The organism is Sphingobacterium sp. SGG-5 (assembly GCF_011043525.1).
Taxonomy (GTDB): Bacteria; Bacteroidota; Bacteroidia; order Sphingobacteriales; family Sphingobacteriaceae; genus Sphingobacterium.
Window position 1 is genome coordinate 43,695 of sequence record NZ_JAAKGO010000001.1, and the last position, 20,590, is coordinate 64,284.

At 44.3% G+C, this 20,590-nt stretch carries 19 protein-coding genes; 15 read left to right on the forward strand and 4 right to left on the reverse strand.

What is annotated here, in order from left to right:
• Positions 1-58 precede the first annotated feature (58 nt).
• Positions 59-754: a tRNA (5-methylaminomethyl-2-thiouridine)(34)-methyltransferase MnmD gene (mnmD, locus tag G5B30_RS00155; RefSeq protein ID WP_165317932.1), complete on the reverse strand. Its 696-nt coding sequence runs from the start codon at positions 752-754 to the stop codon at positions 59-61.
• A gap of 145 nt (positions 755-899) precedes the next feature.
• On the opposite strand from mnmD, the gene G5B30_RS00160 reads away from it, so the two are divergent.
• The 4 genes from G5B30_RS00160 (at position 900) to G5B30_RS00175 (ending at position 6,302) form a co-directional block, all read left to right on the forward strand.
• Complete coding sequence (locus tag G5B30_RS00160; protein WP_165317933.1) at positions 900-1,304, forward strand: cytochrome c maturation protein CcmE; 405 nt, start codon at positions 900-902, stop codon at positions 1,302-1,304.
• A gap of 59 nt (positions 1,305-1,363) precedes the next feature.
• Entirely contained in the window at positions 1,364-3,850 is a 2,487-nt protein-coding gene (gene ccsA / locus G5B30_RS00165) for a cytochrome c biogenesis protein CcsA (protein WP_165317934.1), read from the forward strand.
• Positions 3,847-4,620 (forward strand): Rossmann-like and DUF2520 domain-containing protein, encoded by a 774-nt coding sequence (locus tag G5B30_RS00170; protein WP_165317935.1) that lies wholly within the window; start codon positions 3,847-3,849, stop codon positions 4,618-4,620. Before ccsA ends, G5B30_RS00170 begins: the two co-directional genes overlap by 4 nt.
• Positions 4,621-4,745: 125 nt before the next feature.
• Positions 4,746-6,302 carry an FMN-binding glutamate synthase family protein gene (locus tag G5B30_RS00175; protein WP_165317936.1) on the forward strand — a complete coding sequence of 519 codons (1,557 nt, stop codon included), beginning with the start codon at positions 4,746-4,748 and terminating at the stop codon, positions 6,300-6,302.
• A gap of 5 nt (positions 6,303-6,307) precedes the next feature.
• Here the strand turns inward: G5B30_RS00175 and recN are convergent, their stop codons facing one another.
• Both recN and G5B30_RS00185 read right to left on the reverse strand, forming a co-directional pair.
• On the reverse strand, positions 6,308-7,972 hold the full coding sequence (gene recN, locus G5B30_RS00180) for a DNA repair protein RecN (RefSeq protein WP_165317937.1): 1,665 nt from the start codon (positions 7,970-7,972) through the stop codon (positions 6,308-6,310).
• Complete coding sequence (locus G5B30_RS00185; RefSeq protein WP_165317938.1) at positions 7,972-8,865, reverse strand: DUF4835 family protein; 894 nt, start codon at positions 8,863-8,865, stop codon at positions 7,972-7,974. Before G5B30_RS00185 ends, recN begins: the two co-directional genes overlap by 1 nt.
• A gap of 100 nt (positions 8,866-8,965) precedes the next feature.
• Here G5B30_RS00185 and G5B30_RS00190 point away from each other — a divergent pair, with 100 nt between their 5' ends.
• From G5B30_RS00190 to G5B30_RS00225, 8 genes are all read left to right on the forward strand, one after another.
• Positions 8,966-9,616, forward strand: coding sequence for a SprT-like domain-containing protein (locus tag G5B30_RS00190; RefSeq protein WP_240903057.1), 651 nt, complete (start codon positions 8,966-8,968; stop codon positions 9,614-9,616).
• A 19-nt stretch (positions 9,617-9,635) separates the two neighbouring features.
• Positions 9,636-11,315 carry a M28 family metallopeptidase gene (locus G5B30_RS00195; protein ID WP_240903058.1) on the forward strand — a complete coding sequence of 560 codons (1,680 nt, stop codon included), beginning with the start codon at positions 9,636-9,638 and terminating at the stop codon, positions 11,313-11,315.
• A gap of 55 nt (positions 11,316-11,370) precedes the next feature.
• Positions 11,371-11,787 (forward strand): hypothetical protein, encoded by a 417-nt coding sequence (locus G5B30_RS00200; protein WP_165317939.1) that lies wholly within the window; start codon positions 11,371-11,373, stop codon positions 11,785-11,787.
• A gap of 56 nt (positions 11,788-11,843) precedes the next feature.
• Positions 11,844-12,692, forward strand: a complete 849-nt coding sequence (locus tag G5B30_RS00205; RefSeq protein ID WP_165317940.1) for a transketolase — start codon at positions 11,844-11,846, stop codon at positions 12,690-12,692.
• A 91-nt stretch (positions 12,693-12,783) separates the two neighbouring features.
• Positions 12,784-13,737 (forward strand): transketolase family protein, encoded by a 954-nt coding sequence (locus G5B30_RS00210; protein WP_165317941.1) that lies wholly within the window; start codon positions 12,784-12,786, stop codon positions 13,735-13,737.
• A 6-nt stretch (positions 13,738-13,743) separates the two neighbouring features.
• Positions 13,744-14,289 carry an RNA polymerase sigma factor gene (locus tag G5B30_RS00215; protein WP_165317942.1) on the forward strand — a complete coding sequence of 182 codons (546 nt, stop codon included), beginning with the start codon at positions 13,744-13,746 and terminating at the stop codon, positions 14,287-14,289.
• 34 nt (positions 14,290-14,323) lie between these two features.
• Entirely contained in the window at positions 14,324-14,971 is a 648-nt protein-coding gene (locus tag G5B30_RS00220; protein WP_165317943.1) for a hypothetical protein, read from the forward strand.
• Complete coding sequence (locus tag G5B30_RS00225; RefSeq protein WP_206366957.1) at positions 14,971-15,405, forward strand: hypothetical protein; 435 nt, start codon at positions 14,971-14,973, stop codon at positions 15,403-15,405. Before G5B30_RS00220 ends, G5B30_RS00225 begins: the two co-directional genes overlap by 1 nt.
• Positions 15,406-15,416: 11 nt before the next feature.
• Here the strand turns inward: G5B30_RS00225 and G5B30_RS00230 are convergent, their stop codons facing one another.
• The gene (locus G5B30_RS00230; RefSeq protein ID WP_165317944.1) at positions 15,417-16,118 is read right to left on the reverse strand and encodes a DUF4397 domain-containing protein; all 702 of its coding nucleotides are present in this window, start codon (positions 16,116-16,118) and stop codon (positions 15,417-15,419) included.
• 144 nt (positions 16,119-16,262) lie between these two features.
• Between G5B30_RS00230 and G5B30_RS00235 the strand changes: the two genes are divergently transcribed.
• The 3 genes from G5B30_RS00235 to G5B30_RS00245 are packed head-to-tail and all read left to right on the forward strand — an operon-like array spanning position 16,263 to position 20,590.
• Positions 16,263-18,866, forward strand: coding sequence for an FtsK/SpoIIIE family DNA translocase (locus G5B30_RS00235; RefSeq protein ID WP_165317945.1), 2,604 nt, complete (start codon positions 16,263-16,265; stop codon positions 18,864-18,866).
• 12 nt (positions 18,867-18,878) lie between these two features.
• Positions 18,879-19,532 carry a LolA family protein gene (locus tag G5B30_RS00240; RefSeq protein ID WP_165317946.1) on the forward strand — a complete coding sequence of 218 codons (654 nt, stop codon included), beginning with the start codon at positions 18,879-18,881 and terminating at the stop codon, positions 19,530-19,532.
• Between the two features lie 17 nt (positions 19,533-19,549).
• Positions 19,550-20,590: a LacI family DNA-binding transcriptional regulator gene (locus tag G5B30_RS00245; protein WP_165317947.1), complete on the forward strand. Its 1,041-nt coding sequence runs from the start codon at positions 19,550-19,552 to the stop codon at positions 20,588-20,590.

The following is a 20,590-nucleotide window of genomic DNA, read 5'->3' on the forward strand; positions in this document are numbered from 1 at the left end:
GTCCGGAATAATTTTAGTGGTCATCGTGGTCGCCATTGTCCTGTGGATACTGGTGAAGCTATTCGGCGGCGGACGACGCGGGTAAACCTGTAAATACAGCCCGGAGCATTTCCCGTTTCCCGGGTGCACCGGGTGCTTTCTCAATCGTAAAGCCCAATGCTTTCATGCTGCGTTTTAGGTTACCCGTAATGGCGTAGGTGACAAACACACCACCGGGTTTTAAATATTTCGTCACGTGGGCTAATGTCCTATCGTCCCACATTTCGGGTTGATGCACTGCTGCAAAAGCATCAAAATAAATCACATCAAAGGTTTTTTCCACGGCAAAATTTAATACTTCCGTATAGGCAACTTGAAGATTAACGCGCGCCGTAAGCTGTACACGTTCCCGACACGCTTGCTCATAGTTTGCTATAAAACCATTCCAGACAGCACCGTCCACATAGCTTTCATATGCCATCTGCCGAATGGTTTCCACCGGAAGAGGGAAAGCTTCTATACCACAGTAGTCTAATTGTATGTGATGTTGCATACAATAATCTGCCGTAAGTACAAAATTGAGTCCCGTACCAAAACCTACTTCCAATACCGAAACGGCGTCCTGTTGCCTTTCCCGTTTCAGAAAAAATTGAAGTCCCGATTCTAAAAATACATGTTTGCTCTCCTGCAAGGCACCATGCCGGGAGTGATAATGTTCGCCAATGCCGGCGTGGTACAATGTTTTCGACCCATCTGCTGTCGTTACTAATTCCATATACCTCGGTTTTTGCCAAAGCTAACTAAAAATTCAAACCTTTATTTTAGAACAATTCTAAATAAACCTGATAATTTGCTAAATTCCCCCATTCCATTCCCATTTCGTAAATTTGTAACTGAATAATATAAAACGACTTATTCGCATGAAGAAGAGTTCTATCATCCTGATTGTCATCATTGCCATTGCCATTGCGATGATTATGGTAATTTACACCGATTCCAGCACCTATTCGACGTTTACAGAAGCGAAAGAAAAAAACACAGAGCTGTATGTTGTCGGTGTGTTGAATAAGGAAAAGGCGCTTATTTACGATCCGGTAACCGATGCCAACCATTTTTCTTTTTACATGTATGACAACGACAGTACAGAGTGTAAGGTGGTATTCAACGGTTCAAAACCGCAGGACATCGAACGGTCGGAACAGATTGTATTGACCGGCAAGATGGAAGGCGACACCTTCCACGCAACGAAGATCTTAATGAAATGCCCATCCAAATACAATCAAGATCAGGTCGAGGTCGTAGAAACAACAGCTTCGACGTTTTAGTTTTTAATTTTTAACAGAGCTTTAACAAGCTCCTCTTTAAATAATTTTCACTTGATATAATGGACGTAAACTACGTTGGCGAACATCTTCTTCCCGGAAAAATAGGTCAGTTTTTTGTTATCCTGTCTTTTGCAGCGGCGTTATTATCCCTCATCAGTTATTTCTTTGCCGCCCATAAGCCAGCAGAAAAAGGATGGAAAACATTGGGCCGTATCGGATTCGCACTCAATGCCCTATCCATTGTATCCATCGGGTCGATCTTATTTTACCTGATCTACAACCATTATTTCGAATACCATTACGTTTGGGCACATTCTGACCGTGCATTGCCCACCCACTATATTATTTCATCTTTCTGGGAAGGGCAGGAAGGTAGCTTTTGGTTATGGATGTTCTGGCAGGTTGTCCTCGGCACTGTTCTGGTCTTCCGGGCGAAGAGCTGGGAAAGTCCGGTCATGGTTTTTGTCATGCTCTGCCAAACCTTTTTAGCCAGCATGCTTATCGGTGTAGAAATCTTTGGAAGCCGTATCGGCAGTTCGCCTTTCATCCTGCTCCGCGACGCTTTAGAGGCGCCCATATTCAGCAACCCCAACTATCTTTCTATGCTCGTCGATGGTGATGGGCTCAACCCCTTGTTGCAGAACTACTGGATGGTCATCCACCCACCAACCCTATTTTTAGGTTTTGCGTCTATGATTGTCCCCTTCGCCTACGCTGCTGCGGGTCTTTGGCAACGGCGCTATAAAGAATGGATGATGCCTGGGCTACCCTGGGCACTATTCGCCGTTATGATATTGGGCACAGGTATTATTATGGGTTCGTTTTGGGCCTACGAAGCCTTAAATTTCGGTGGCTTCTGGGCTTGGGATCCCGTGGAGAATGTATCTATTATCCCTTGGTTTACCTTAATTGCTGCTGTACACGTTATTCTTGCCTTCAAACATTCGGGGCATGGTTTTTTTACAGCTACATTATTATCACTCGTTAGCTTTGTTTTGGTTATCTATGCTTCCTACCTGACACGGAGCGGCATATTGGGCGAAACTTCTGTACACTCCTTCACCAGCTTAGGGATGTCGGGGCAGCTGATCCTGTTTAACCTGACTTTCCTTCTGATTATAGTCGCTCTCCTTATTTGGAGAAGAAAAGAATTGCCCAGCACCCAAAAAGAAGAAGACATCTACTCCCGGGAATTTTGGCTTTTCATCGGCGCATTGGTGTTGACAGTGGCCTGCATCCAAATGATAGCCACCACCTCTATCCCGGTATTCAATGCCTTATTCGGCACGAAGGTAGCCCCACCTATAGATCCCATAGCACATTTCAACCAATTTCAAGGCGCATTTGCTGTCGTTATACTCTTAGTCACCGGATTTACCCAGTTTTTGAAATACAAAAAAACGGAGCCTAAGCGCTTTTGGGCGGCGACCCTGGCAACATTTGTAGTAGCCCTGATCCTCGCTGCTGTGGTTGTATATACTACAAAATTATACAGTAACCTGATGTATATCTTGATTACTTTTACAGGGATCTATTGCATACTGGTCAATCTCCGTATTTTAGGCGACGCGATCAAAGGAAAATGGCGCCTTACCGGTTCTGCCGTATCCCATATCGGCTTCGCCTTATTGGTATTAGGTGCACTGATTGCCGCAGCCACCAATGAAGTGATCTCCATCAACGAAAGCCGCTATATCGGTGTCAAGAACTTCGGTCAGGATGGCGACAAGTTTACCGACCCCGGTGAAAACCTCTTTCTTACGGAAGGTGAGCCCGTACAGATGGGGGCTTATAAAATCACTTACTTGGGCGATAGCATTGTGGCACCCAATGTATATTACCATATCAAATACGAAAAGCTCGACGAAGAGAGCGGCAAAGTGAAAGAGGAATTTGTGCTGAGCCCATTTGCGCAAAACAACCCACAGATGGGCGGGCTTATCGGTACCCCAGACACCAAGCACTATATCACACACGATATATATACCTTGATTACCGCAGCTTCAGTCGACGCCCATGCCGCCAGTCAAGGTGGAGATGCCGATCAAACGGGGTATGAGGAATATGACGAGCCGGCAACCTACGAGGTCAATATCGGCGATACCTTACGGTACCGCAACGGTATTTTTGTGATCGAAAAAATCAACAGAAACGCGAGCTTACATAATATTCCGTTGGCTCCCGAAGATATTATCGTAGGACTGCAAATCAAGGTTATTTCCGCTGACCAGAAGGAGTTTCCGGTCGAACCGATCTATCTGTTAAAAAATGGAACGGTATATGATTTTAATAAAGATGTGGCCGAACAGGGACTACGCTTCCGGTTTACCAATATCTATCCCCAACGGGACAAACTGGAGATCATGGTCTACCAAAAGCCTCTGCCGGAGAAAAAATGGATTGTATTTAAAGCCATTAAATTCCCTTATATCAACTTCTTCTGGGCGGGAACCATTGTCATGACCATTGGATTTTTGATGGCTATCTACCGTCGCATTAAGGACGGCAGGTCTTCAAAAAAAGAAAAGACGCCAAAAACAGCATGACAGTCAGCTTTATCGGAAGTGGAAATGTAGCTACACACCTGGCGATGTTCTTTCAGACACATGGACATGAAATAAAGCAGGTATACAACCGGACAGCCGATCACGGTCGTGCTTTGGCCGACACATTTTCCGCTGCGTATATTTCTACCTTAGAGGAACTCGACACAGAACGTATAGACCTCTTACTTATCGCCATCAGTGACGATAATATCCCGGAAGTTATCCGTGAAATTCCCGAAAAGACAAAAGCCATCGTCGTGCATACTGCTGGTGCTGCTCCTTTGTCCCTATTATCCCGTTTTGAACATTACGGAGTAATCTATCCCCCGCAGAGCATACATAAACATATCCCTATCGACCTGGCCAATGTTCCGTTCGCCGTCGAGGGTTCTTCTGAAAACGTGCAGACCACGTTATTGTCCATGATGCAGAAAATCGCACCGCGGTCGTTCGCCTGCACCACGGAACAACGCCTTGCTCTACATGTTTCTTCCGTATTCGCTAATAATTTCACGAATGCCCTTTACCGCATGTCCTACGACATCCTCCACGACGTAGGATTGCCTTTTGAACTTGTCCTCCCCCTCATCCGGGAGACTGCCGAAAAGGTACAAAACCGCCTTCCTAAGCAGGTCCAAACCGGCCCTGCCGTAAGAAATGACCTCAAAACCATAAATACCCATTTACAGTTCTTAAGCAATACCGAAGAGTTGGCAAAAATCTATCAACAATTGACGCAGTACATTAATAAAAGGCGGCCTAAAACCTAATTTATTTGCAAATCAGGTAAAAATACGCGACGGCTGACAAAAGACTGAAATACTTACTAATTTTGTTCTGACAAACAAACAAATACGGTTTCCGACCGTTTGTTTAAAAATAGGAGCACCTAATCATGGCTGTTAGAAAATTAATTCTTATTTCGATCATTATTATAAACCTGATCATCATTTCCTTTGGCGTAATCTTTACCCCGCAATGGTTCTGGCTATTACTTGTCCCCTTTCCATTGCTGCTTTTGGCGATATACCACAGCATTCAGACACACCACGCTATTCTCCGGAATTATCCCTTAGTCGGTTATTTTCGTTATGTCTTCGAGTCTATCCGGCCCGAACTGCGGCAGTATTTTTGGGAATCGGACACCGATGGGCGTCCTTTCAACAGAAGGCAGCGTTCTATTGTGTACCAACGGGCTAAAAATGAACTGGAAACCGTTGCTTTCGGTATGCAGTCCGACCCACAGACAGTGGGCAACGAGTGGGCAGCACATTCTATTTTCCCGTGTCATATCGAAAATCACGATCTCCGCACGCTGGTAGGCAATAGTCAATGCCGACAGCCCTATAGCCTTAGCGTATTCAATATTTCAGCGATGAGCTATGGCGCACTGAGCAAGACCGCCATTACGGCGTTGAACAAAGGTGCAGCCTTGCAAAATTTCGCCCACAATACGGGTGAAGGGGGGATCAGTAGCTATCACATGAGCGGTGGAGATCTCATCTGGCAGATCGGTACCGGATACTTCGGCTGTCGTGATGAACACGGTAATTTCGATGATGACCTCTTTGCCGAAAAAGCCAACCGCCCCGTCGTCAAAATGATCGAGTTGAAAATTTCCCAAGGTGCAAAACCCGGTCACGGTGGTATTCTACCCGCCTCGAAAAACACGCCTGAAGTTGCCGCCATACGGCACGTCGTGCCCGGCACAGATGTGATGTCTCCGCCTGCACACAGTGCTTTTGGTAATGCCATAGAGATGATGCAGTTCATTCAGCGTATGCGGGAGTTGGCGAGCTACAAGCCTGTTGGATTTAAGCTGTGTGTCGGTGACAAACAGGAATTTTTGGACATCTGCTATGCGATGCAGACGACACAGATCTTCCCCGATTTCATTTCTATTGACGGGTCAGAGGGCGGAACAGGAGCAGCCCCGTTGGAGTTTACGGACAATCTGGGCATGCCTCTTTATGACGCACTCTCTTTTGTGACGACAACGCTCATCAACTTTGGCCTAAAACAGCACATCAAACTCATTGTCTCCAGCCGTATCGTCACCGGCTTTGATATCCTGAAAGTTGTGGCCTTGGGAGCAGATGCCTGCTACAGTGCGCGGGGAATGATGTTTGCCTTAGGCTGCATCCAAGCGTTAAAATGCAACCAGGATGTATGCCCCGTGGGTGTAGCCACACAAAGACCACATCTGTACAAAGGACTGGATGTCGATGATAAGTATGTCCGTGTTGCCCAATATCACCGAAACACCTTGCGGGCGACAGTCGAAATTATGGAGGCCTGTGGTTTTAAAACCTTGGACGATGTCAGCGCCGACAAGTTCTTCCGCAAAGTCGACAGCACGCGGACACTCAGCTTCCAGGAGATTTATTTTAGCGACACCGGAAAGCTGAATAAGAAAGAAAATTCGTTTGCGAAAGATGAATTTTTGGAGTAGCAATTTTAAAACAGTCCCAACAACTCCCGGGCATGCTGAAGGGCAGCTTCGCCGGGATGTGCGCCACTCAACATCTGGGCAATCTCTAACACACGTTGATCTTGATTGAGCAACAGAATGTTCGAACGGGTTTTGTCTTCCTCATCCTCTTTATAAACTTTGAAATGCATGTTTCCTTGCGCAGCAATCTGCGGCAAATGGGAGATGGCAATGACCTGCATATTGTGGGCCAGCTCATCCATGACCTCCCCCACCCGTAAGGCAACTTCCCCCGATATACCGGTATCAATCTCATCAAAGACGATGGTCGGCAAGGCAGAGGATTGGGCAACCAAAGACTTCACAGCCAACATGACACGGGAGAGCTCGCCACCGGACGCGACTTTATGTATGGGTTGTAGCGCCTGCCCTTTATTGGCGGAGAATAGAAACTGCACGACATCAAGCCCATGCGGATTGATTTTTTGTACATCCACTTTTTGCAATGCAATTTGCAACTGTGCGTGTGGCATCCCGATTCGGGTTAAAGTCGCTTGCACTGTCTGCTCCACCTGGGGTATAGCCAACTGCCTATTGTCATGTATGGTATCCGCCAGGGCGAGCACCTTATCCAGCTGTTGTTGGCAGGCCAATGCTGCTTTATCCAATAGCTCTTCCTGACGCAGAACGGTCTGCAATTTTTCTTCTAACTGATCTTTCAGGACGATAAGTTCGTTCTCCGAATCGACGCGGTGCTTTTTCAACAACGTATAAAGTGTGCTTAAGCGATTGTTCACTTCGTCGAGCCTTCCTTCATCCAAAGCGACCTGTCCTTCCAGGCGGCTGATTTCCTGCTCGACGTCTTTGATTTCTATATAAGCACTTTGTAATCGCTCGGCCAGATCGCCTACTTCGGTGAAGTACCGGCCGGCGCTGTTGACTTGCTGTATGGCCTCCTGTAATAGATTTTGGACATTGGCCTCTCCTTCCGACAGCACATGGACCGATGCCAGCAGGCCTCTTTTGATTTCTTCAGCATGTTCCAGCTGCTGCTGCTCGTCTTCCAGCGACTTGACCTCATCGGGCTGGGGATTTACTTTTTCCAGTTCGTCAAATAAAAACTGGTTATAGTCCTGCTCAGCATTGGCCCGATCGACCTCGTCCTGTATGTCATGGAGTTCCTTCTCTAACGCACGCCAGATCTTTAATTCTTGCCTGAACTGCGCTACATGCATCGCGTTATCACTCAGGCTATCCAGCACAAAAAGCTGAAACTCGGCCGTATTGATCTGTAAGGTAGCATGCTGGGAATGGATATCAATAAGCCGTTCGCCCAACGTTTTAAGCATAGCCAGCGTGACGGGAGAATCATTAATAAACGCCCTTGACTTTCCATCAACAGACAACTCCCTCCGGATAATCGTCTCTTTTTCGTAATCGAGGTCGTGCTCGGCAAAAAATGCCTCCAACTGATAGGCTTCTATATCAAAATAGCCTTCAATAACACACTTTTTATTTTCGTCAAAAAACTGCCTACCTTCTGCCCTATTTCCCAGAACAAGTCCTAATGCCCCCATCAAAATAGACTTTCCGGCACCTGTCTCACCGGTTATGATATTCAGCCCGCTGCCAAAAACAATATCCAGGTTGTCGATAAGTGCATAATTTTTAATGAGTAATCTTGAAAGCATTATTTTTTTAAATTTTCATATTTGGAAAGATGAGCAGGATCCAATTCGGCCAGCAGGTTGTATATCTTCATACTCTCGTTGCCCGGCATTTTGGAAAACAGGCCGGTAAATTCATTTGATTTGGCGGTATAAAGAGCAGAAGTCCACACATTCCCGGTATAGGACCGATCAACTTCTTTCAGTTTGAGTAAGAGGTCGCCCATTTTTTTTCGGGATTCAGTTTCATGCTCCATCATATTGTCCAGCCCTTCGCGATGATAAAGGTAGGCAAACTCACGGTAGGGCATATATTTGCGATCGTTGAGGTTGTTAATCAGCCAATAACGGTTGTCCGTAGCTTCCATAGCACGCCAACCTTCATCTTGTCGGGACTGGGAATAACTAACGATCGTCCGTGCCTTCCCGAACATCGCCGTTCCGCCCATCTTGGTAAACGTGTCCATATCCATGCCGACGATGGTGTAGGCATAAAAAGCCAGCAAGGATGACAGTGCACCTAAATTTTGCTCATCGTTAAAATCCAGCTGCTCGCCTTCGGTATAGGTAAAGTTGAAATATTTATCGCGAAAACTCAATATAGGGCTGTTGTAGTTGGTTCCGAAAACCGGTCTTACCGAATTGATCTGCGCAGTAGCGGTATACCGGTCCATACCGTCGTATTCCGACAGCACGATGTTAAAGCTGCAATCAATGCGTTCTTCCGGCCGCATAGCAGCGCCTGTCCATGATTTATTGTTCAAAAAATCAAATATGGCTTTTTTTAAGACTTCGATTGTTCGGGTATTCGCATTCAGCACCTGCGGGGCCGAGATTTCGACACGGGCATTCAGATCTTGTGCGGACAAGGTAACCGTGCTGCTATAGAGTAGAAAAAGCAATAAAAAATGTCTCAAAATAAATCGTCTAATTTTTCAATAAAGTTACCAAAAACCGACAACAACACAAATTTACTTTAGGTCGCTAAAATCTTTCAATATCTCGCGTGAAAACAATATGTTTGTAGGTATGCCGGATTACAGCAGACAATTGAGTAAATATATTCCTGCAAAAGCAGCGCCTATTATCTCCCAATGGATCAATGATACAGGCTGCCTTTTTAAAGTCACACGTAAACGTTTGACCAAGCTAGGGGACTATAGGGCACCCTTCGGCCCCTCAAACCACCGCATTACAGTAAACCACGACCTCAATCCTTTTGCTTTCCTGATAACCACAATCCATGAGTTTGCACACCTCAAAACCTGGAATGACTATAAAAATCGTGTCAAACCCCATGGTGCTGAATGGAAGACCAATTTCAAGTCTTTGATGGTGCCGTTCATTAAGCTCGATATATTTCCGGAGGACATTGTACAGGCAGTATCGACATACATGGACAATCCGGCAGCGTCATCCTGCACCGACCTCCACCTTTACCGGACTTTAAAAAAATATGACAGCACGCCTACGGGCGTACTACACGTGGAAAATCTGGACTGTAACAGTGTTTTTTATTTAAAAAACGGACGGGCCTTTCAAGTGTTGGAAAAAATGCGAAAAAGATATAAATGTATCGAACTCAGCAGCAAGAAGATGTTCCTTTTTCATCCCCTGGCAGAGGTGTTTGTCATCAAAGATGAAATACCGTGCACATCAGATATGTAATTTATTGTAATTTTAGTTTATGAATATCACCTTCTCCATGACAAAATATGTAATACTAAGTACCATAGCCATTGTGCTATATGCCAGTTGTAATAATGGAAAACAGCAGCAGCATAACACCGACGGCTTGGATAGCGCTGCGCTGGCGGCTATCTCACTGAGCAGCTATCAAACGAATGTAGCCACACTGGCGTCGGACGAGTTTCTCGGCAGGAAGCCTTTCACTAAGGGGGATACCCTGGCCGTCAATTTTATTGCTGATAAATTTCAATCCTTAGGCCTGGCGCCGGGCAATGGATCTTCTTATTTTCAGGAAGTGCCAATGGTCGAAATCACATCAAAACCGGTAGACCCCACCCTCACATTTGAAGGAAAAAACAGTTCCATAACAGTGCAGTATCTGGATGATTATGTCATCGGAACACGCCGACAGGAAGAAAATATAGTCGTAGAGGCTACTGATCTGGTATTTGTTGGCTTCGGCATTGTAGCGCCCGAATATAATTGGAACGATTACGAAGGCATCGATGTAAAAGGAAAGACTGTAGTGGCTATGGTCAGTGATCCAGGACGGTATGATGCGACCTTATTTAAGGCTGACACGATGACGTATTACGGTCGGTGGACGTATAAGTTTGAAGAAGCTGGCCGACAGGGTGCCGCAGGTATTCTGCTGATCCATGATACCGGGGCGGCAAGCTACGGATGGGACGTGGTACGCACAGGATGGAGCGGTCCCCAACTTGATCTGGTCACAGACGACAAGGGGACGACAAGCCCGGCATTCGAGGGGTGGATCTCTGCTGAAACAGCACAAAAGCTTTTCCAGATCAGCGGTGTGGCGTCCAACATTATGGAGGCCGCCAAACAACCAAAATTTAAAGCTGTACCACTAGAGGTGTCTACAAAGGTTGCTCTCCATAACACTTTCCGGCATGCTTCTTCCAACAATGTGATTGCTAAAATTGAAGGCACAGTACGTCCCGACGAAACAATCATCTATACAGCGCACTGGGACCATCTGGGTGTGGGCGAAGCGATAGCGGGAGACTCGATATATAATGGCGCCATCGACAATGCGGCTGGTGTCGCGGCGTTGTTTGAGCTGGCCAAAGCCTTCCGGGCAGCCCAGGTAAAACCGGAGCGAACAATCGTATTCATGGCGTTAACTGCGGAAGAGGAAGGTTTGTTAGGTTCGGCTTTCTATACCAACAACCCGCTCTACCCGTTGAATAAAACGGTGGCGAACCTCAATATGGATGCGTTCAGTGCACTTGGCGAGACAAAAGATGTTTCGATTGTCGGAATCGGACAAACAGACATCGAGGATTATGTCGAGCGATCAGCCGCAAAATTCGGCCGCTCGGTCCGTGGTGAGAAGAATCCTTCATCAGGCGGCTTTTATCGATCGGACCATTTCAATTTTGTAAAAAAAGGTATCCCTGGCTTATTTATGGGTAGTGGCTCAGAACTTCTTTCGACGGATACGACACAGATAAATACCCGACAACAGGCGTTGGAGGGAAGATACCATACCGTTCACGACGAGGTGGATGAACACTGGGATTTTGAAGGTATATTAGCGGATATACGCCTTTTCTTTGACATCGGTTATACGATGAGCCTGGAAACGACATTTCCCCAATTTAAGGCAAAATCAGAATTCCGCGATTTAGGTGAAAAACGGCTGGCAAAATAGTACTTTTGTAAATAGAAGAAAGAGAAATATAAATTTAAACAACATGTTAACAGGAATGAAACACTTACACTCTACACTCGCTATTATCTTACTTTTAGCATTGGTAGTTACGATCATCATCACTTGGGTCAATTATGCAAGCAATAAGCCTTACAACAGAAAGATTGCGCTCTTAGGATTGATTAGTGCCCACTTACAGCTGGTGATCGGATTGGTCCTTTATTTTATATCACCACTGGGCCTGAAAAGCTTTTCGGGTGAGAATATGGGTAACAGCTTATCCCGGCTTTATTTTCTGGAGCACCCTTTGATGATGGTATTGGCTATTGTTTTGATTACGGTAGGTTATTCTAAGGCCAAAAAGCTTGAAGATTCCCAAAAAGCCAATCGGACGGTTCTGATTTTCTATATTATCGGGCTGATCTTTGTGTTGTCGAGAATACCTTGGTCGACATGGTCAATATTGAATTAGAAACCCCATAAAATTCGTTAACTTTACGGCTTCAAAAACAGAATAAATCAATTAAAATGAATGCAGATATAAACAAACTAGAACAAATTGCATCCCAGGTAAGGCGTGATATCGTCCGTATGGTACATGCCTGTAAATCCGGCCACCCGGGGGGATCCTTAGGGTGTACCGATTACTTTGTCGCATTGTATTTCCATATGATGAAACACGACCCGGCTTTTAACATGGATGGTCAAGGCGAAGATTTATTCTTTTTGTCCAACGGGCATATTTCACCTGTCTTTTATAGTACATTGGCCCGGGCAGGATATTTTCCGGTAAGCGAATTGACAACGTTCCGTAAAATCAACTCCCGGCTACAGGGTCACCCTACTACGCATGAAAACCTACCTGGCATACGTGTAGCATCAGGTTCTTTAGGCCAAGGTCTTTCTGTAGCTATAGGAGCCGCACAAGCAAAAAAGCTAAACAAGGATGATAGCTTGGTCTACGTATTGATGGGTGATGGGGAACTTCAAGAGGGTCAGATATGGGAAGCTGCGTTATATGCTCCTCATAATAAAATAGATAATCTTATTGCCGCGGTAGATTACAACGGCGCACAAATCGACGGCCCGACCAATACCGTTCTTTCTTTAGGCAATTTAAAAGCCAAATGGGAAGCTTTCGGGTGGACTGTGGTCGAAGTGACCAATGGAAACGACATGTCCACGGTAATTGCCGGACTGGAAGAAGCAAAGTCTCTTACTGGTAATGGACGGCCTGTTGTCATTTTATTGCACACCGAGATGGGAAATGGTGTCGACTTTATGATGGGCACCCATAAATGGCACGGCGTAGCCCCTAATGATGAGCAGCTGGCTACAGCCTTGGATCAGTTGACAGAAACTTTGGGAGATTATTAATGATTAGTATCGCGATTGGCGAAGTGCGATATGCGATAAAAGAGATTCGCAAATACGCAATACGCAATACGTAATACGCAATACACATAAAATGAAAAAATATACATATACAGAATCTAAAGATACACGTTCAGGTTTTGGTGCCGGTCTGGCAGAAGCTGGTAAGATGAATGAGAATGTCGTGGCACTATGTGCCGACTTGATCGGCTCATTAAAAATGGAAGCTTTTATTAAAGAGTTTCCGGAGCGTTTTTTCCAGATCGGTATCGCGGAGGCTAATATGATGGGGATTGCTGCAGGGCTGACCATAGGTGGGAAAATTCCATTTACCGGGACTTTCGCCAACTTCTCAACAGGCCGCGTGTATGACCAGATCCGTCAGTCGATCGCCTACTCAGGCAAAAATGTAAAGATCTGTGCCTCTCACGCCGGACTTACATTGGGAGAAGACGGTGCTACACACCAAATTTTGGAAGATATCGGTCTTATGAAGATGTTGCCGGGTATGACCGTAATCAACACCTGTGATTTTAACCAGACCAAAGCGGCTACCATCGCTTTGGTGAATCATCAAGGTCCGGTATATCTTCGCTTCGGCCGTCCGGTAGTACCGAATTTCACACCTGCAGACCAAACGTTTGAAATTGGCAAAGCGGTGATGCTTAACGAAGGTAAAGATGTCACGATTATCGCGACAGGTCATCTGGTTTGGGAAGCAATACAAGCCGGCGAAGCTTTGGAAAAATTAGGTATAGATGCAGAGATTATTAATATCCATACTATCAAACCACTGGATGAAGAGGCTATCCTGGCTTCCGTAAAGAAAACAGGATGTGTCGTTACAGCGGAAGAACACAACCGCCTGGGTGGCCTGGGGGATAGTGTAGCACAAGTGCTAGCACAGAAATTGCCGTCTCCACAGGAGTATGTGGCCGTAAATGACAGCTTTGGCGAGTCAGGCATTCCGGCACAATTGATGGAGAAATATGGCCTAAATGCAGACAATATCGTAGCTGCGGCGCGCAAAGCAATCAGCAGAAAATAAAAACGAATGGAAGACGCGCTAATCATATCCAAGTTTGCAGATGAGCGTACCCGGGAAGAAGCTTTTAGCCTTTTGCTGAAAAAATACCAACAGAAAATCTATTGGCATGTCCGACGTATGGTCATCGACCATGATGATGCGGATGATGTAACACAGGATATTTTTGTCAAAGTATGGCGCAACCTGGAGAAATTCAGGGAAGATTCCCAGCTCTACACCTGGCTATATCGGGTAGCAACAAATGAATGTATTACATTTTTGAACAAGAAAAAACAAAAACAAAATATTTCATTGGACAATGATAGCTCGTCTTATCTTTCGGAAACACTCGCTGATACGTCTTATTTTGATGGAGACAAGGCCCAGTTAAAATTACAGCAGGCTTTGTTAACATTGCCCGAGAAACAACGTCTTGTATTCAACATGAAGTATTTCGAAGATTTAAAATACGATGAAATATCGGACATATTGGGAACAAGTGTAGGGGCGCTGAAAGCCTCCTATCATTTGGCCGTAAAAAAAATCGAGCAGTTTTTTAATACACATGATTAAACCTTTAGGAACTTAATACATCTATAACTACACCATGAAGGAAGAAAACACATATAATGAGCAAGGAGGCAGCAATCTACCTGATTATTTGCGTGTTAACTCTTTTAATGTTCCTGAAGGTTATTTCGACACATTAGAGGATCAGATACGGGGACGCCTAGCTGAACAACATCTTAAAAGTCTGGTTGCAGAGCCGGGATTTGACGTACCGCAGGGGTATTTTGAAGAAAGTGAATCTGCTATTCTCGGCCGTATCGCTGAACAAAAGCTGAAGGATAAGGTAACGACCGATGGTTACCAAATTCCGACAGGTTATTTTGATACACTTGCTGCCCGGATAATGGATAAAACTCCGGAGAAGCATACACCTATCCGGAAACTTCCCACAAGAAGCTGGCTCGGCTATGCTGCAGCAGCAGTGGCCATCTTTATAGCCCTCGGAGCATATTGGTATCTCAATTCGGCAGACAGCATTCCGACGGATGTACACGATACCCAAGCTTCTCTTCATCATATCAGTAAGGATGAACTTGTGCATTACCTTGTTCAGGTAACGGAGGGCGTGGAACTTATTGAGCTAGCCACTGATCTGAATAATGCCGAAGTGACGGATACACCTTTTGAAATTGACGAACAACTGAAAGATAAAGAGATTGAAGAATATTTAAATTATATGTTATAATGTTACAGTTGAGACATATTATACTGACTATCTGTTTTGTATTATTATGTGGTACTACTTTGTATGCACAGCGGGACAGGTTTAAAGCTATAGAAAGTGAAAAGGTAGCCTATATCACAAAGGAACTAAAACTTACACCAGCTGAAGCCCAGAAATTTTTCCCGATATATAACAAGTATAATGACGAAATGTGGGCGCTGAAAAAGGCCAAGAGGGGTAGCACAGCAACGCCACGGGGCGTCAAGTCTTTCAACGGCGGCAAGCGCGATGTCATAGCTTTTGATGCCAAAGAAGTAGACATTAAGAAAAAATATAGAAATCAGTTCTCCGACGTCGTCGGACAATCCCGTGCTTCACAATTTTTTCAGGTTGTCGAAGATTTCAACGACCTTTTAAGGAACGAGTTGCAGAGTAGAAGAGGAAATAAGCGATAGGAAAAAGTTACTCAGTGCTTGATTAATTGCATTCCAATTTCCTCTCCCTGATTATCCGAGTCGACATATCCTGTCACCAAAAGTGTATAAATTCCTTGATCAACAGGCTGAAAATTCTGATCTAACTGTGGCATCTTGCTGGCACCGATTGGTTGAACCTGTAAAGAGACGTTTGAAGAAGACTTAATTTCGACAAACGAAGTGACATCTTTGTATTTAATATTTTGAAAAAGTCGTCTTCCTTCATTTTCATTTAGCGAAAGGGAAGCAGCATCCGGGCTCATGTGTGCTATCCGGATCTTCGCAAAACCACGCCTTGGCCTGATAACGTCATCTTCAACCAACTTTACGGTTAGCTTCTCCGCTTTGTTTACAAAAAGGCTATAGACCCTGCCTGCAGCTAAATCGACAGTTCCATCGTAGGTATCCTTTCCATTTTTATAAGAACTGACAATTTTGATTTTTGCTTTTCCAGAAAATATACTTTTATAGGGAAGGTAATCTCCAAAGTGCAAGCTCTCATTGGCTGCCTTTACCTTCCTGTCATCGATGAAAACTTCCATATCAAGTGAATTCGGAACCGTATTGAATACCGCTAAAGCCGCCATCTTCGTAGATGGCGAATCGAGCAGTTTATCCAAATCATCGTATTTTGAACAGCTATTGAAGAAGAACAAACTTATTATCGATAAAAGGAAAATAGTATATCTCATCGTATTTGGTTTTCCCTAATTTACTAAAATAAAACGTGGTTTTTGAAGCAATCGCTACACCGCGACATTATTACCTGACCAACCACCGCTTTATATGTTTATTTTTATAAATTTGTACTAATAGTAGATAAAGTACCCCTATACATGGCAAGCAGAGGAAATACATTTAAAAACGGCAATTATGCTAAGCAAAGTAAGGATACGAAGACTCCAAAAGCTTCAGCTACCAAAAAGAAAGAATCTGTTTTTAAGTCATGGAACACAACAAGTTTTTCGGAAAAACAACGGAAAACCGTCAAGATTATTGGTCTCTTTTTAATTCTTGTTTCGTTTTTGCTTGCGGTGGCGTTTATCTCCTACCTCTTTACATGGAAGGAGGATCAAAGTTATATTACCATCACCAATGGTGGCTGGAAAACGCTCCTCTACACAGGTGAAGAGCTTCAGAACCGTGCTATCGATTCGTCTCCTGTTGTAGAAAATAAATTAGGTAAACTGGGAGCACTGTTAGCCAATCAGTTTATTTTCGAATGGTTTGGCATAGCATCTTTCTTGTTTGTATTCTTATTTTTTATTCTGGGCTACAAATGTCTCTATGGAAAGTCTTTATTGCCTATCGGTAAGACTATACTCTATTCGCTCGTCGGCATTATTTTTATGTCTGTTACACTGGGTTTTATCCAAGAGTATATAGAGGACACACCACACATTCTCGAAGGGAAGTTTGGTTTTTGGACAAACCAGTTGTTGAATGGACAAATCGGCAAATATGGCGTCGGTGGGTTATTGATCTTTTCTTACCTCTCTGCGCTGATTTTGATTTATAATATTGACTTCCGCTTCTCCCCTTTATCCACAAAATCCGAATCACCGGAAACAGACGATCTTTCTGATACGGATGAAGTAGCCAACAGTTTGCGGGACGAAGAGGACGATATGGAGCGTATGGGCGATGTGGTTATTGATGTTGCCAACACACTACGGGTTCGGCAACCCGGACCGGATTCCGTTGCAGAAGATGTCGCGGTGGAGATGGCCGTAGCCAATAAGTATGATATGGATGAAACGCGGACAGCTGACGAGACATTGAATGGCAGTGCGATTGAGCTTTCTGTCAATAAACCTCTGGAGATAGAAACAACAGTAGAGGAAAAAGTAGAACCTATCTTATCCGTCGAAGAAGTCAAGGAAGAAAAAACCATCAAAGCCAATGATCTGGTGGCACAGTTTGGCGAATATGATCCGAAATTAGATCTTTCGGGCTACCAACACCCCACATTAGATTTACTAAAAGATTACGGTTCGGGAAAGATTACTATTAATCAACAGGAGCTGGAGGCCAATAAAAACAGGATCGTCGATACATTGCGTAATTACAGTATCGAAATCGAACATATCAAAGCGACGATCGGTCCGACCGTAACGTTGTACGAAATTATTCCCAAGCCCGGTGTACGCATATCGAAGATTAAGAATTTAGAGGATGATATTGCCTTAAGTCTGGCTGCGTTGGGTATACGTATTATTGCGCCTATGCCCGGAAAGGGAACCATCGGTATTGAGGTACCAAACAGCAACCCCGAAATGGTGTCTATGCGCTCCATCCTATCCACAGAAAAATTTCAGCGAACAGAGATGGATCTACCGATTGCGTTAGGAAAGACGATCTCTAACGAAGTATATATCGCTGATTTAGCGAAAATGCCCCACCTGTTGGTCGCCGGAGCAACCGGACAAGGTAAATCTGTCGGTATAAATGCCATTCTGACCTCGTTGCTTTACAAAAAACATCCCTCGGAATTGAAATTTGTATTGGTGGACCCGAAAAAGGTGGAGTTATCTCTATTTAAAAAAATAGAACGTCATTTCCTGGCGAAGCTACCGGGTGAAGAAGAGGCTATTATTACGGATACGAAAAAAGTAATCAATACGTTAAACTCACTCTGTATAGAGATGGATCAACGGTATGATTTATTAAAAAATGCACAGGTCCGGAATTTAAAAGAATATAATTCAAAATTTGTCAATAGGCGATTAAACCCTGAGGAGGGTCATCGATTCTTACCTTTTATAGTTCTTATTGTCGATGAATTCGCAGATTTAATGATGACGGCAGGTAAAGAAGTAGAAACACCGATTGCCCGTTTGGCGCAACTGGCCCGTGCTGTGGGTATTCACTTGGTTATTGCGACACAACGACCTTCTGTGAATATTATCACGGGTACCATCAAAGCCAACTTTCCGGCACGGCTGGCTTTCCGGGTACTATCTAAGGTCGACTCCCGCACCATATTGGATTCGGGCGGAGCCGATCAATTGATCGGTAGAGGAGATATGCTATTGGCGACGGGAAGTGATTTAACCCGGATACAGTGTGCTTTTGTAGACACACCCGAGGTGGAACGGATATCTGATTTTATAGGTAATCAACGGGGATATCCTTCGGCTTTCTTACTTCCGGAATATGTGGATGAATCCGGCGAGGGATCTGGCTCTGCAGATTTTGATCTGGACGATCGGGACCAGCTCTTTGAAGATGCTGCGCGTCTTATTGTGCTTCATCAGCAAGGCTCTACATCACTCATACAGCGCAAGCTAAAATTAGGGTATAATAGGGCGGGGCGTATCATCGACCAACTGGAGGCTGCGGGTATCGTCGGCCCGTTTGAAGGCTCGAAAGCCAGAGAGGTACTTTATCCGGATGAATATGCTTTGGAACAGTATTTAGAGACATTAAGAAAAGATTAAAGGTTTGTTTGGATGAAGAAGTTTTTATACACGGTGTTATTAGGCCTTATGGTGACAGTGTTGTTGGGGCAAGAAGATCCTGCCGCAAAAGATGTATTAAATAAGGTCTCTCTGCGGTATGAAACCTACAAGACCATACGATCCGACTTTACGCTTGTTGTCAGAGACGCCAATGGTGGTTCGTACAACAATAAGGGTACCATGCTGTTCAATAAGCCCCAAAATCAGTACCGTATCACACTCCAGGATCAGGATATCATTTCGGATGGTAAATCGGTATGGTCCATTTCCAACGAACTAAAAGAAGTACAAGTCACCATAGCAGAAAACGACGCGAGCTCTATCGGCCCAAATAACCTGTTTTCGTTCTACAAGACAGGGTACAAATATGTCAGCATGCCGGACGAGAAGGTGACAAAAAACGGCAAATCCGAGACGGTAAAAGTAATCGAACTGTCGCCACTCAATACCAAAACGAATTATTTCAAGATCAAACTGAGAGTCAACAACAACACACATATCCACGATATCACCATTTTTGACAAATCGGGCAATCGTTATATATATACCATACATACCCTATACGTGAATCATCATATTGCAGGAAACAATTTCGAATTCAACAAGGCACAGTACAAAGATTTTGAGATCGTGGATCTCAGGTAAAAAGGAGAATATATCTTATGTCAAAAGTTACGTTAAAAGAGCTTGCGAGGGAACTGAATATGTCGGTTTCCACGGTATCCAAAGCGTTGAATGACAGTTATGAGATCAGTGAGGCTACGAAGCAACGCGTAAAGGAGCTTGCTTCAAAGTATAACTATAGGCCTAACGCATTGGCCAAGAACCTCAAATTGGGACGGACGAACAATATAGGTGTTATTATTTCAACAATTGGCAGTCCTTTTCAGGCTCAAATTATTGAAGCACTACATCGTGCATCGGTGCGGTTTGATTTCAATCTGATTATGATGCAAAGTCAAGATTCGGAAGAGATTGAAAGAAAGGCATTAAACACCTTAATCAATCACGGGGTGGAAGGGTTATTAATATCGCCAGCGTTTGAAAACTCCAATATCGACTTACTTTCCCATCTTCATAAGACGACCTGTCCGATCGTTCTATTTGATCGAATCAACTATAATATCGATACATTCAAGGTCGGCGTGAACAATGAAAAAAGCATCTATCGAGCAGCAGAAGAACTTTTCAAAATAGGTCGAAAGAAAATCGCCATACTTTGTGGCAAAAACATCGGTGTCACCAAAGATCGGTTAAAAGGTTATCGCAAGGCTTTGGAAGATTACCATATCGACTTCAATCCTTCCTACATTATCTATTGTGATTATAACAATTCGCTCGAAGGTATCGATAGCGATATGGAAACGAAACTTACGCAATTGCTCCATTCTGAGCAGGCCCCGGATGCCGTACTTGGGACTACAGACACATTAACCACACGTGTACTTGGAGTGCTTTCCAAGCTCAACATTCAAGTTCCCGAAGATCTTGCCGTTATCGGCTTTGCAAACACGGATATCGCAGAAAGTCTCAATCCTTCGTTGTCGACGATCCGTCAACCCACGTTCGAAATGGCAGATATTGCAATCGAGAAATTAATAAACCTTATTGAATCAAAAAATCGAAGTCAAATAGACGTTCATGAAATACTCCTTGACTCGACTATTCAACTTCGAAAATCCACTAAGCAAAAGCTTTCTTAA